Origin of the sequence: Streptomyces coacervatus (assembly GCF_029223485.1) — a bacterium.
Classification (GTDB): Bacteria; Actinomycetota; Actinomycetes; order Streptomycetales; family Streptomycetaceae; genus Streptomyces; species Streptomyces coacervatus.
In genome coordinates this window covers 312,033-324,707 of sequence record NZ_JARHTP010000008.1, presented here as the reverse complement: position 1 = coordinate 324,707, position 12,675 = coordinate 312,033, and the positions used below count along the sequence as shown (strand labels likewise).

Genomic DNA, 12,675 nt, shown 5'->3' with positions numbered 1-12,675 from the left:
ATGGACCGCCGCATTTTCGGGCTGGAGAACGAGTACGGCGTCACGTGTACGTTCAGGGGACAGCGTCGGCTGTCTCCCGACGAGGTGGCGCGGTACCTCTTCCGCCGTGTCGTGTCATGGGGCCGCAGCAGCAATGTCTTTCTGCGAAACGGCGCACGCCTCTATCTCGACGTGGGCTCACATCCGGAATACGCGACACCCGAATGTGACAACGTGACCGAGCTGGTCACCCACGACAAGGCCGGCGAGCGCATTCTCGAAGGACTCCTGGTGGACGCCGAACGACGCCTGCACGAGGAGGGAATCGCGGGCGACGTCTACCTCTTCAAGAACAACACCGACTCGGCGGGCAACTCCTACGGCTGTCACGAGAACTATCTCGTCGCACGCCACGGGGAGTTCTCCCGGCTCGCGGACATCCTCATTCCGTTCCTCGTCACGAGGCAGCTTCTGTGCGGCGCCGGCAAGGTGCTGCAGACCCCGCGGGGCGCGGTGTACTGCGTCAGCCAGCGGGCCGAGCACATCTGGGAGGGCGTCTCCTCGGCGACGACCCGATCGAGGCCCATCATCAACACCCGCGACGAACCGCATGCGGACGCCGAGCGCTACCGCCGTCTGCATGTCATCGTGGGCGACTCCAACATGTCCGAGACGACCATGCTGCTCAAGGTCGGAGCGACCGATCTGGTGCTGCGCATGATCGAGGCGGGCACGGTGATGCGCGACCTGACCCTGGAGAACCCGATCCGGGCGATCCGCGAGGTCAGCCACGACATCACGGGCCGGCGCAAGGTGCGCCTGGCCAGCGGCCGCGAGGCCTCCGCCCTTGAGGTGCAGCGCGAGTACTTCGAGAAGGCCGTGGACTTCTGTGAGCGCCGCGGCATCCGCACCGGCATCGTCGAGCAGGTCCTGGAGCTGTGGGGCCGCACGCTGGACTCGATCGAGGCCGAGGACCTCGACCGGATCGGTACCGAGATCGACTGGGTGATGAAGTACAAGCTCATCGAGCGGTACCGGGCCAAGCACAACATGACGATGTCGCATCCGAGGGTCGCGCAGATAGACCTCGCTTATCACGACATTCACCGCCGTCGTGGTCTGTACTACCTTCTGGAGCGGAAGGGTCAAGCAGCGCGGATCTGCAACGACTTGAAGATCTTCGAGGGCAAGTCCGTTCCCCCGCAGACCACTCGGGCCCGGCTGCGCGGTGACTTCATCCGCAGGGCCCAGGAACAGCGCCGGGACTTCACCGTCGACTGGGTCCACCTGAAGCTCAACGACCAGGCGCAGCGCACGGTGTTGTGCAAGGACCCGTTCCGTTCCGTGGACGACCGGGTGGAGAAGCTGATCGCAGGAATGTGAGCAATGTGAACTACGCGTTCCGGTGAAAGGCCGGAACGCAACACGGGCGCCGTACGTTTCCCGTACGGCGCCCTTCTCACGCCGTAGAGTTGCGCGCACGCCATCCACAAGATCGACCGATACGAGGCTTTTACCGTGCGCCGACGCTCACTTCTCACCGCCGTACCCGCAGGACTGGTCACGCTTGCCGCATGCGGCAAGGACAAGTCCGACTCGAGCAAGGCCGAAGCGAGTCCGTCGCCCTCCGCATCGGCCACGTCCGCCGCGCCGCCGCCGAAGATCGTCGAGGGGCCGCTGCCGGCGATCACGGCGGGCACGAAGTTCGGTGAGAAGCCGACCGTCGCCAAGGGCACCGGCGATCCGTCGAAGAACCTCGCGGTCAAGACGCTCATCGCGGGCGCAGGCAAGACGGTCGCGGAGAACGACTATGTCCAGGCCCACTACCTCGGCCAGATCTGGAACTCGGCGAAGGTCTTCGACAACTCCTACGACCGCAAGACGCCTCTGATCATCCAGCTCGCCCAGGGCAGCATCATCGACGGGTGGCGGTACGGCCTGACGGGCAAGAAGACCGGCAGCCGCGTGCAGATGGCCGTCCCGCCCACTTGGGGGTACGGCACGTCGGGCAATTCGCAGGCGGGCATCAAGGGCACCGACACGCTGGTGTTCGTGGTGGATGTGCAGGCGACGTTCAACGCGAAGAGCTCCGCCAAGGGCACGGACGTGGCGCAGAAGGACGCCGCGCTGCCCAAGGTCGGCACCAACACCGACGGTGCGGCGCCTTCCATCGACATCCCCAAGAAGACCGCGCCGACCAAGCTGGTGGCGACGTACATCATCGAGGGCGACGGCGCCGTGGTCGGCGCGCAGGACAGCGTGCTCGTGCAGTACAAGGGCGTGTTCTGGGACTCCGGCAAGGAGTTCGACTCGACATACAGCCGTCAGGCGCTGACGTCGTTCGGGCTGCAGCAGGTCGTCAAGGGCTGGGCGCAGGGTCTGACCGGCAAGAAGGTCGGCAGCCGGGTCCTCATCGTCATCCCGCCGAAGCTGGGCTACGGCGACAAGCCGCCGGCCGGCAGCGGCATCAAGAAGGACTCCGTGCTGGTCTTCTCGGTCGACATCCTGGCCAAGATGTAACTGGCCGGTGATGTAAGACTGTGAATGTTGCCTTTCCGCAGACAAGCAGGAGCTAGAGACGTGAGCATCGAGAAGCCCGAGATCGACTTCCCCGAGGGCGAAGCCCCGAAGGACCTCGAGATCAAGGACATCTGGGAGGGCGACGGCGCTGTTGCGCAGGCGGGCCAGACCGTCACCGTCCACTACGTGGGCGTGTCCTTCAGCACCGGCGAGGAGTTCGACGCCAGCTGGAACCGCGGGACCCCGTTCCGCTTCCCGCTCGGTGGCGGCCGGGTCATCAAGGGCTGGGACCAGGGCGTGCAGGGCATGAAGGTCGGCGGCCGCCGCCAGCTGACCATCCCCGCCCACCTCGCCTACGGCAACCAGAGCCCGACCCCGGCGATCAAGCCGGGCGAGACCCTGATCTTCGTGGTCGACCTGGTCGCCGTCTGATCGTCGGTTGCGACCGGACCCGATCACCTGGGGCCCATGCCTGTCCGGGCATGGGCCCTCGGCTTTTGCCGCGCCACCTGGGGGCGGTACGGTCGACGTCGTCAAGCACCATAGGGAGGCGAAGGGCGTCGATGGCCATTGCCAAGGCCGAGCGGCTGATGAACCTGGCGCTGTGTCTGCTCGGGACGCGGCGGCCGCTCAGCAAGCGCGAGCTGCGTGAGTCCATCGAGGCCTACCTCGAAGCGGGCAGTGACGACTCCTTCAGCCGGATGTTCGAGCGGGACAAGGACGATCTGCGCGAACTCGGCCTGGTCATCGAGACCGTGGAGAACCTCGACGGCGAGATGGGCTATCTGGCCCGCCGTGACAGCAACCGTCTGCCGCCCGTCACGCTCGACGCCGAGGAGGCCGCCGCGCTCGGTCTCGCCGCCAAGGTGTGGCAGCAGGCCAGGCTCGCGGGCGCGGCCAGCGGCGCCCTGCAGAAGCTGCGCGCGGCCGGGATGCCCGAGGACGTCGACCCGTACGAGGCCCATGGCGCCCTGGAGCCCCGTATCCCCGTGCACGAGGTCGCGTTCGAGCCGCTGATGCTGGCGTGCCGCGACCGCCGCCCGGTCGTCTTCGACTACCGCAAGGCCACCGCCGCCCACCCCGAGCCCCGGCATGTCGAGCCGTGGGCGTTGGAGTGCTGGCGCGGCCACTGGTATCTGGCCGGCTGGGACCGTGACCGGGGTGCGGAGCGGGTTTTCCGGCTGTCGCGGATCACCGGCAAGGTGCGCAGCCGCAGCGGGCAGTTCACCGCCGAGGTGCCGGATGTCGTCACCGTCCGGGAGACCGTGGCGAGCTGGGCGGGGGAGTCCGCCGACCGCTCCGCGCTGATCCGGCTGCGCTCCGGGTCGGGGTACCCCCTTCGGGCGAAGGCCACCGCGGTGCGGGAACTCGGCGACGGCTGGGACGAGTTGGAGATTCCGTACGGGCACGGGCTGGATGCCTGGCTGGTGGAGTTCGGGCCGGACGTGGTGGTGCTGGAGCCGGCCGAGCTGCGTGCGGACGTGGTGGACCGGCTGCGTGCCGTGGCCAAGGGCTGAGGGGGAGCGGAGCAAGCAAGTGGCAGGCAAACCGGTCAGGCCCGTGAACGCCATCGACCAGACCCGGCGGATGCTCTCCCTGGTGACGTATCTGAAGGAGCGCCCCGGAGCCCGGGTCGAGGATGTCGCGCGCGCCTTCGGCATCACTGAGGACGAGCTGGTCTCCGACCTCGATGTGCTGCCGATGTGCGGCACCAGCTTCCGCGGCGGCGATCTGCTCGACATCGACACCGACGGCGAGCGCATCTGGTGGCACAACCCCGACGACGTGGCGGAGCCGCTGCGGATCGCCGCCGACGAGGCGACGGCGCTGCTGGTGGCCGCCCGCGCGGTGTCCACCCTGCCCGGGCTGCGGGAGAGTGACCGGCAGGCGCTGCTGCGGGCCAACGCCAAGCTGGAGGCCGCGGCCGGCGAGGCGGCGGGCGCCAGCTCCCGGCTGTCGGTGACCTTCGAGTCCGAGGGCGGCGTCTTCGCCGACGTGGACCGCGCGATCTCGGAGCGGCGCCGGCTGTGGATCCGCTACTACTCGCCCGCGCGCGACGAGCTCACCGAGCGTGAGATCGACCCCATCCGGCTGGTCAGCGTCGGGCATACGTATGTGGAGGCGTGGTGCCGTCGCTCCGAGGCGCGCCGTACCTTCCGGCTCGACCGGGTCGCCGAGATCAGGATCCTGGACGAGCCCTCCGCGCCGCCCGAGATCGAGCTCAGGGATCTGTCGGAGGCGCTGGTGCAGCCCGCCGCAGAGGACCCGGAGGTCGTCGTCGAGGTCGGCCCGGGGGGCCGCTGGGTCGCCGAGTACTACCCGCACGACAGCGCGGATGAGCTTCCGGACGGGGGGCTCCGTATCACCCTGCGGACCCCGGATCCGGCGTCCCTGCGACGGCTGGCGCTGCGGCTCGGGCGGGACGGCCGGATCGTCTCGCCGCCCGAGCTGGCCGACAGCGCCCGCCGTGCGGCGCGTGAGGCGCTGGCGGCGTACGACGGGGTCGAGGCGCAGGGGCCGCACGGAGGGCCTGCGGTTCACGACGGGTAGTACGGCAGGCGGGAGTGAGCTGGAGGGGCGTCGGGAGGCGACCCGGAGGCGAACCACCTAGGAAGAGGAGCAGGGGCTTTGAGCGAGTCGTCGGTGTCTGGTGCGGGGGGCATGTCCGTGGCGGCCGCCTTCGCCGGGATGAGAAGCGTGTCCCCGGTGACGTTCAGGGCGGGCTGCCCGGACTGCCGCGGCAGCTTCGAGCTCGCCGCCGGCGCCCTGCGCCTCGTGATCGGCGCCACCAGCCGCACCACTTTCTACGCTTTCACCTGCCCCGACTGCGGCATCTCGGTCCGCAAACCGGCGGGGGAGCGGATCGTCGAATTGCTGACCGGCGGCGGGGTCAAAACCTTGCGGCTGCATTCCACGGTCTAGGGTGCTGAGGCTTCACGAAATGCTGTTGCGCAGGACGGCCCCGCAACCAGGCCGTGGTGGTCCTGGATGCGGGGCCGTCATTTCGCCGTTCGGGAGGTCAGCAGCTGCCGCCCCGGGCGGACGCGAAGGTCAGGGGCTTGTTGTACACCACCGTGTGGCCCTTGCCGTCCGCGGCCACGTTCGCGCACCACTTGTTGTTGAACAGTGCGTTGGTGGTGCCGGCGATCGCGGACTTCACCGTGCAGGTGTTGTGGTAGTAGATCGTGTAGGTGGCGTCCCCGTCCGCCCACGAGTAGTTGAAGCAGCCCACGCTGCCGCGGTGAACGGAATCGGCCGACATGACGGCCGCGCTCGCCGGAGTGCCGGCCGCTATGCCGAGAACTGCCGCGGAACATGCGGCGATAACGCCCAAGCGCTGCTTGAGGTTCACATTTCCCCCATGAAGTTGTAAAGGTCAAGGCAAAGAAAATGCGGAACGGTTCGGCCGTCAAATCAGGTCATGGCCGACAGTTATCCGTGCTTTCCTCGCCTCGGGTCGAGCAGACATTAACCGGAGGCGGGCACCGCTTGTCAAGATCTCTTGTGGGGGCTGTCGGGGCGGGGACCGTCTAGGCTCGGGGGCATGTTCTGGCCGATGTTCGCGGTAGCTGTGGGTTTCCTGGGTCTTGTCGTCCTCGGAGTGTTCGCCGTGCGTGTGTTCATCGAGGCGCAGCGTCTCGGCAGGCAGGTGACGGACTCCGCGCGCCGTATCAACCGGGCCGCCGAGGACCTCGAAAGGGCGGCCGTGAGTACGGCCCGTGCTGTGGACTCCCTCTGAGAGCTGCTGTGTGAGGCGTGTGAGTCCTGTGCCCCAGGCGGTTTGGGTCACTTCGACCTGTCACCGGGGCCGTCCTGGCGGGTACGCTGCTGGTCGCGGCCCGGAGAACGAGGCGCGGACCGCGGACCGGGAGTACGCACGGGGATTGCCTCACGTTTACCCCTGAGCGTTACGATCGCTGGCAACAGGGTCGCTCGGACACTTGTCCGACCGGCCGGACAGCACCCCACCCCCAGCCGCCTCGGTGAGAAGGTAAAGACTTATGTTCGGAAGGCTCGGCGCCCCCGAGATCGTTCTCATCCTTATCGTCGTTGTCCTCCTCTTCGGCGCCAAGAAGCTTCCCGACATGGCGCGCTCGCTCGGCAAGTCCGCTCGCATTCTCAAGAGCGAGGCCAAGGCGATGAAGGAAGAGGGCAGCAGCACGGCCACCCCGGCCGGCCCGCCCAACAACGACGAGCAGCCTCCCGCTCAGCGCACCATCCAGGCCGCCCCCGGCGACGTGACGAGCTCGCGCCCGGTCAGCGAGCCGACGGACACCACCAAGCGCTGACGCAGGGCCGGACACCTCCGGCCTGCCGCACGAGATGAGGACGTGGGTTGCTCAAGTCTGCCCGCAAGAAGGAGAAGGATCCCGAGGGGCGGATGCCGCTCGTGGATCACCTTCGTGAGCTCCGCAACCGGCTCGCGAAGGGCATGCTGGCGATCACGGTCGTATCCATCGTGGCCGCCTTTTACAGCCAGCAGCTGATGAACTTCCTCATAGACCCCGTGCCGCGCTGCACGACAGGACTGGGGGAGTCCACCGGAGGCACCTGCGCGGTCATCGCGTACACCGACCTGTTGTCCCCCTTCACCACCACGGTGAAGGTGTGCTTCATGGCGGGCGCCGTCCTCTCCAGCCCGATCTGGCTCTACCAGCTCTGGGCGTTCGTGGCGCCGGGTCTGCACAAGCACGAGCGGAAGTACACGTACTGGTTCGTGGCGGCCGCCGTGCCGCTCTTCCTGGGCGGTGCCTGGCTCGCGTACACGATCCTGCCCATCAGCATGCGGGTGCTCCTGGGGATCACGCCCCAGGGCTCGGCGAACATCCTGCCGATGGACAAGGTCCTGGACTTCATCGTCCGGATGATCCTCATCTTCGGCGGTGCCTTCGAGCTGCCCCTGGTGCTGGTCATGCTCAACTTCGCGGGCATCGTGACCGGCCGCAGGATGGTCAGCTGGTGGCGTGGCGTCGTCATGGGCGTCTTCGTCTTCGGAGCGGTGGCGACCCCCACCACCGACCCCTTCGGCATGATCGCGCTGGCCGGGCCCATCGTGGTCCTGTACTTCATCGCTGTCGGCGTCGCCATGCTCAACGACCGGCGGCGGCAGCGTGCCAACCCCGACGCCGAGCTGGACGACGACGAGGCGTCGGACCTCGACCTGACGCCGGAGCCCGTCGGCGAGGTGGAGCGCGTCTCGGCGGGGCTCCCCGAGCAGGCGAGCGGAAGCGCCGACGGGCGGCCGTCGGCCAGGTACAACGGCTACGACGACGTCACCTGAGCACCACCACGAGGCGGGCGGCACGATTTAAGGGCCGGACGGAAGAACCGTCCGGCCCTTGTGCTGTGCGCGGCCAGGCCCTGGGGGCCGGAACGGATAATGATCGTCCTGTTGTCAGTGCGGCCCGGTACGCTCGAAAGCACGATGACAGAGGACCTCTCCCCGGCTGAGCGGTACGCGGCTGCCCGCAGGCGCGCTGCCGATCAGGCCACCGCGCTCGCCCCCTTCCGCGAGATGTACGACTTCGGCCTCGACCCGTTCCAGATAGAGGCCTGCCAGGCACTCGAAACGGGCAAGGGCGTGCTGGTCGCCGCGCCCACCGGCTCCGGCAAGACGATTGTGGGCGAGTTCGCCGTCCACCTCGCGCTGATGCAGGGCAAGAAGTGCTTCTACACGACACCCATCAAGGCGCTGTCGAACCAGAAGTACGCCGACCTGTGCCGCCGCTACGGGGACGGCATGGTCGGGCTGCTCACCGGCGACAACAGCATCAACCCCGACGCCTCGGTGGTCGTGATGACCACCGAAGTGCTGCGGAACATGCTGTATGCGGGCTCGCAGACCCTCCTCGGCCTCGGGTACGTGGTCATGGACGAGGTGCACTACCTCTCCGACCGCTTCCGCGGTGCCGTATGGGAAGAGGTGATCATCCACCTGCCCGAGTCGGTCACACTCGTCTCGCTGTCGGCGACGGTCTCCAACGCCGAGGAGTTCGGCGACTGGCTCGACACCGTCCGCGGCCACACCGAGGTGATCGTCTCCGAGCACCGGCCCGTGCCGCTGTTCCAGCATGTGCTGGCCGGGCGGCGGATGTACGACCTGTTCGAGGAGGGCGAGGGCCACAAGAAGGCCGTCAACCCCGACCTCACCCGCCTGGCCCGCATGGAGGCCCAGCGGCCGTCGTACCAGGACCGCAGACGGGGCCGGGCGATGCGCGAGGCCGACCGCGAGCGGGAGCGCAGACAGCGGTCGCGGGTGTGGACCCCCGGGCGCCCCGAGGTCATCGAGCGGCTCGACGCCGAGGGGCTGCTGCCCGCGATCACGTTCATTTTCAGCCGGGCCGCCTGTGAGGCCGCCGTACAGCAGTGTCTGTATGCCGGGCTGCGGCTCAATGACGACGAGGCGCGGGAGAGGGTGCGTTCCCTCGTGGAGGAGCGCACCGCCTCCATCCCGAGCGAGGACCTGCATGTCCTCGGTTACTACGAGTGGCTGGAGGGCCTGGAGCGCGGTATCGCGGCCCACCATGCGGGCATGCTGCCGACGTTCAAGGAGGTCGTCGAGGAGCTGTTCGTGCGGGGGCTGGTGAAGGCCGTGTTCGCCACGGAGACGCTGGCTCTGGGCATCAACATGCCTGCGCGTTCGGTCGTGTTGGAGAAGCTCGTCAAGTGGAACGGCGAGCAGCACGCGGACATCACGCCGGGTGAGTACACGCAGTTGACCGGTCGTGCGGGGCGTCGGGGGATCGACGTCGAGGGTCACGCTGTTGTGCTGTGGCAGCGCGGGATGAGTCCTGAGCATCTGGCCGGGCTGGCGGGTACGCGTACTTATCCGCTGCGGTCCAGTTTCAAGCCGTCGTACAACATGGCGGTCAATCTGGTCGATCAGTTCGGGCGGCATCGGTCGCGGGAGTTGCTGGAGACGTCGTTCGCGCAGTTCCAGGCGGACAAGTCGGTCGTCGGGATCTCGCGGCAGGTGCAGCGCAATGAGGAGGGGCTGGAGGGTTACAAGGCCTCCATGACCTGCCACTTGGGCGATTTCGAGGAGTACGCGCGGCTGCGCCGGGAGCTCAAGGACCGGGAGACCGAGCTGGCCCGGCAGGGTGCGGTCGAGCGGCGTGCCGAAGCGGCCGTCGCGCTGGAGAAGCTCAAGCCGGGGGATGTCATCCATGTGCCGACGGGCAAGTACGCGGGGCTTGCGCTGGTGTTGGACCCTGGGCTGCCTGCGGGGCGGTCGAACGGGCATCGTGGATTTGAGCACCATGACGGGCCGCGGCCGCTGGTGCTGACTGCGGAGCGGCAGGTCAAGCGGCTGGCCTCGATGGACTTCCCGGTGCCGGTCGAGGCGTTGGAGCGGATGCGGATCCCGAAGTCCTTCAATCCCCGGTCGCCGCAGTCGCGTCGGGATCTTGCGTCTGCGTTGCGGACCAAGGCCGGGCACATTCCGCCGGAGCGGGCGCGGAAGAAGCGGTCGCAGGCGGCCGACGACCGCGAGATCGCACGGCTGCGGACCGCCCTTCGGGCGCATCCCTGCCATGGGTGCAACGAGCGTGAGGACCATGCGCGTTGGGCGGAGCGGTATCACCGGCTGCTGCGGGACACATCGCAGCTGGAGCGTCGTATCGAGGGCCGGACCAACACGATCGCGCGGACGTTCGACCGGATCGTGGCGCTGCTGACCGAGCTGGACTATCTGCGGGGTGACGAGGTCACCGAGCACGGGAAGCGGCTGGCGCGGCTGTACGGCGAGCTCGATCTGCTGGCCAGTGAGTGCCTGCGGGCGGGTGTCTGGGAGGGGCTCGGGCCCGCTGAACTCGCTGCTTGCGTCTCGGCGTTGGTGTACGAGGCGCGGGTGGGCGACGACGCCATGGCGCCGAAGCTGCCGTCGGGCAAGGCCAAGGCCGCGCTTGGGGAGATGGTGCGGATCTGGGGGCGGCTGGATGCGCTGGAGGAGGACTTCCGGATCACCCAGAGCGAGGGGGTGGGGCAGCGGGAGCCGGATCTCGGGTTCGCGTGGGCCGCGTATATGTGGGCCGGGGGGAAGGGGCTCGATGAGGTGCTGCGGGAGGCTGAGATGCCGGCCGGGGACTTTGTGCGGTGGTGCAAGCAGGTGATTGACGTTTTGGGGCAGATTTCGGCGGCGGCTCCCGTATCCGGCGGAGAGGGCTCGACTGTCGCGAAGAATGCGCGCAAGGCTGTTGATCTGTTGCTGCGGGGGGTTGTGGCCTACTCGTCGGTGGGGTGAGGTTCGATTGGCGGGTGCGGGCGCGTTGGGGCTTGGCGCGCCGTTCCCCGCGCCCCTGGTGCCTGCGGCGGCCCCTGCGGGTTCGGTGGGGGTTCGCGTAGCGCCTGCGGGTGTGTTGGGGGTCGGGGCCGCGCCGGGGGGTGTCCGTCCTCGGTCGGGCGGTGCCGTGTCCTGGTGTTGTGCTCGGGGGTGGACGCCCGCCGCTGCGGGCGGACACCCCCCGGCACGTCCCCTTTCCGCCGTACGCGGCTTGCCGGTTCGAATGCCTAGCGGTTGAGATATGCCCGCCAGCTGCCGTACGACGTGATGTTCTCGGTGTCCGCCAGCGCTGATGGTTCGCACAGGAAGCCGGGGACCTGGGTGCCGTCTGCCAGTTCCACGGTGCCCAAGGTCATCGGGCGGGGGAGTGCTGCCAGTAGGCGGCCGAGGCCCTCTGGTGGGAGGGTCCAGATTTCTGTTTCGATCGGTGCGCCGCTCTCGTCTCCGACGTGGACCAGGCCCGGCTTCGGTGGCGTCGTCTTCAGGGCGTGCAGGTGGTAGAGGGGTGCTGTGGTGGTCGTGCGGTCCAGGCGGGCGCCCAAGGTGAGCAGTTGGGGGTTGAGGGGCTGGTTTGTGAGGTGGGCGCCCACTACTGCCAGCTGGGTGTTCGGTTGGAGCAGTGCGGCGATGCGGGACAGGCGTTCGTCCGTGAATGCCGGGCCGATCAGCATCACGCCGAAGGGCAGGGCGTTTACCTCGCCCGCCGGGGCGGCGACCGCTGCCAGGTCGAAGAGGTTGGTGGAGTTGGTGAAGCGGCCCAGGCGGGCGTTGGCGGTCAGGGGGTCGGCGGCCACCTCGGCGAGGGTCGGGTGGCCGGGGGTGGTGGGGAGCAACAGGGCGTCCGCGTCGGACAGTTCGGCCAGGGCGCGGGTGCGGAGGGTGGTCAGGCGGTCGGTGTCGGCGTAGAGCTGGTGGGCCGGGATGTCGCGGGCTCGGGTGATGATGCCCGCGACGGTGGGGTCGAGGCCCTTGGCGCCGTCCGCGATTGCTTTGTCGACAAAGGCGCCTACGGCTGTGTAGCGCTCGGCGACGAACGCGCCCTCGTAGAGCATTGCCGCGGCCTCGGTGAAGGGGGTCAGGTCGAGGGTGCGGATGTCGGCTCCGGCTGCTTCGAGCTGCCGTACCGCCGCCTCGTAGGCTTCCGCCCAGCCCTCGTCCAGTTCGCCGAGCTGCTCTCGGGGTGGGACCGCTATGCGCCACGGGCCCGGTGTGCGCTGGGGGAGCGGCGGGAGTGCGCGGTCCGGCGGGGCGGCCATGAAGGACAGCGCCTGCTCGGCCTCCGGGAGGGTGCGGGCGAAGACTGTTACGCAGTCGATCGAGGCGCAGGCCGGGACCACGCCTGTTGTCGGGACCAGGCCTCGGGTCGGCTTGAGGCCGACTATGCCGTTGAAGGCTGCCGGGACCCGGCCCGAGCCCGCGGTGTCGGTGCCCAGGGCGAGGTCGACGATGCCCAGGGCCACGGCGACCGCCGAACCGGAGCTGGAGCCGCCGCTGATGCGGGAAGGGTCGTGGGCGTTGCGCACGGCGCCATGGGGTGAGCGCGTGCCCACCAGGCCCGTGGCGAACTGGTCCAGGTTCGTCGTACCCAGCACGATCGCGCCGGCGGTGCGCAGGCGGGCCACCACCGGGGCGTCGGCCTCGGGCTCGTAGGCGTACGCCGGGCAGCCCGCGGTGGTGGGCAGGCCGGCCACGTCGATGTTGCCCTTTGCCGCGAACAGGCGTCCGGCGAGGGGGAGTTGCTCGCCTGCTGCCACGCGGGCGTCGATCGTCCGGGCCTCCGCCTCGACCTCCGCCTGCGGGCGCAGGTCGATCCAGATCTCGGGGCGGTCCACCGCCTCGATGCGGGCGTAGGCGGCACGGACACGGGTCACAGCGGACATCTCTTGCTCCTCGAT

General features: G+C 68.7%; 12 protein-coding genes. 10 read left to right on the top strand and 2 right to left on the bottom strand.

The features are described 5' to 3' along the window. The 6 genes from pafA to P2Q00_RS21790 all read left to right on the top strand — a co-directional run bounded on the left by pafA (window position 1) and on the right by P2Q00_RS21790 (window position 5,421). Window positions 1-1,362: a Pup--protein ligase gene (gene pafA / locus P2Q00_RS21815; protein WP_275774300.1), complete on the top strand. Its 1,362-nt coding sequence runs from the start codon at window positions 1-3 to the stop codon at window positions 1,360-1,362. Between the two features lie 135 nt (window positions 1,363-1,497). Then, window positions 1,498-2,499, top strand: a complete 1,002-nt coding sequence (locus tag P2Q00_RS21810; protein ID WP_275774299.1) for an FKBP-type peptidyl-prolyl cis-trans isomerase — start codon at window positions 1,498-1,500, stop codon at window positions 2,497-2,499. Window positions 2,500-2,559: 60 nt separating this feature from the next. Further along, a complete protein-coding gene (locus P2Q00_RS21805; protein ID WP_275774298.1) occupies window positions 2,560-2,931 on the top strand; it encodes an FKBP-type peptidyl-prolyl cis-trans isomerase in 372 nt (123 codons plus the stop codon). Between the two features lie 131 nt (window positions 2,932-3,062). After that, window positions 3,063-4,016, top strand: coding sequence for a helix-turn-helix transcriptional regulator (locus tag P2Q00_RS21800; protein ID WP_275774297.1), 954 nt, complete (start codon window positions 3,063-3,065; stop codon window positions 4,014-4,016). A gap of 19 nt (window positions 4,017-4,035) precedes the next feature. After that, complete coding sequence (locus P2Q00_RS21795) at window positions 4,036-5,049, top strand: helix-turn-helix transcriptional regulator (protein WP_275774296.1); 1,014 nt, start codon at window positions 4,036-4,038, stop codon at window positions 5,047-5,049. A gap of 78 nt (window positions 5,050-5,127) precedes the next feature. Beyond that, on the top strand, window positions 5,128-5,421 hold the full coding sequence (locus tag P2Q00_RS21790) for a hypothetical protein (RefSeq protein ID WP_275774295.1): 294 nt from the start codon (window positions 5,128-5,130) through the stop codon (window positions 5,419-5,421). A gap of 97 nt (window positions 5,422-5,518) precedes the next feature. Here the strand turns inward: P2Q00_RS21790 and P2Q00_RS21785 are convergent, their stop codons facing one another. Further along, a complete protein-coding gene (locus tag P2Q00_RS21785; RefSeq protein WP_232654231.1) occupies window positions 5,519-5,761 on the bottom strand; it encodes a hypothetical protein in 243 nt (80 codons plus the stop codon). A 282-nt stretch (window positions 5,762-6,043) separates the two neighbouring features. Here P2Q00_RS21785 and P2Q00_RS21780 point away from each other — a divergent pair, with 282 nt between their 5' ends. The 4 genes from P2Q00_RS21780 (at window position 6,044) to P2Q00_RS21765 (ending at window position 10,741) form a co-directional block, all read left to right on the top strand. After that, on the top strand, window positions 6,044-6,238 hold the full coding sequence (locus P2Q00_RS21780; protein ID WP_275774294.1) for a hypothetical protein: 195 nt from the start codon (window positions 6,044-6,046) through the stop codon (window positions 6,236-6,238). Window positions 6,239-6,500: 262 nt separating this feature from the next. Further along, entirely contained in the window at window positions 6,501-6,788 is a 288-nt protein-coding gene (tatA, locus tag P2Q00_RS21775) for a Sec-independent protein translocase subunit TatA (RefSeq protein WP_275774293.1), read from the top strand. Between the two features lie 47 nt (window positions 6,789-6,835). Continuing rightward, window positions 6,836-7,780 (top strand): twin-arginine translocase subunit TatC, encoded by a 945-nt coding sequence (tatC, locus tag P2Q00_RS21770; RefSeq protein ID WP_486389001.1) that lies wholly within the window; start codon window positions 6,836-6,838, stop codon window positions 7,778-7,780. A gap of 99 nt (window positions 7,781-7,879) precedes the next feature. After that, on the top strand, window positions 7,880-10,741 hold the full coding sequence (locus P2Q00_RS21765; RefSeq protein WP_275774292.1) for a DEAD/DEAH box helicase: 2,862 nt from the start codon (window positions 7,880-7,882) through the stop codon (window positions 10,739-10,741). Between the two features lie 266 nt (window positions 10,742-11,007). On the opposite strand, the gene atzF is transcribed toward P2Q00_RS21765, so the two are convergent. Continuing rightward, entirely contained in the window at window positions 11,008-12,675 is a 1,668-nt protein-coding gene (gene atzF / locus P2Q00_RS21760; RefSeq protein WP_275774432.1) for an allophanate hydrolase, read from the bottom strand.

Coding starts and splice junctions, on each gene's coding strand:
- tatA (WP_275774293.1), top strand. CDS start 6,501: ATGTTCGGAAGGCTCGGCGCCCCCGAGATCGTTCTCATCCTTATCGTC.
- P2Q00_RS21785 (WP_232654231.1), bottom strand. CDS start 5,761: ATGTCGGCCGATTCCGTTCACCGCGGCAGCGTGGGCTGCTTCAACTAC.
- P2Q00_RS21800 (WP_275774297.1), top strand. CDS start 3,063: ATGGCCATTGCCAAGGCCGAGCGGCTGATGAACCTGGCGCTGTGTCTG.
- P2Q00_RS21765 (WP_275774292.1), top strand. CDS start 7,880: ATGATCGTCCTGTTGTCAGTGCGGCCCGGTACGCTCGAAAGCACGATG.
- pafA (WP_275774300.1), top strand. CDS start 1: ATGGACCGCCGCATTTTCGGGCTGGAGAACGAGTACGGCGTCACGTGT.
- P2Q00_RS21780 (WP_275774294.1), top strand. CDS start 6,044: ATGTTCTGGCCGATGTTCGCGGTAGCTGTGGGTTTCCTGGGTCTTGTC.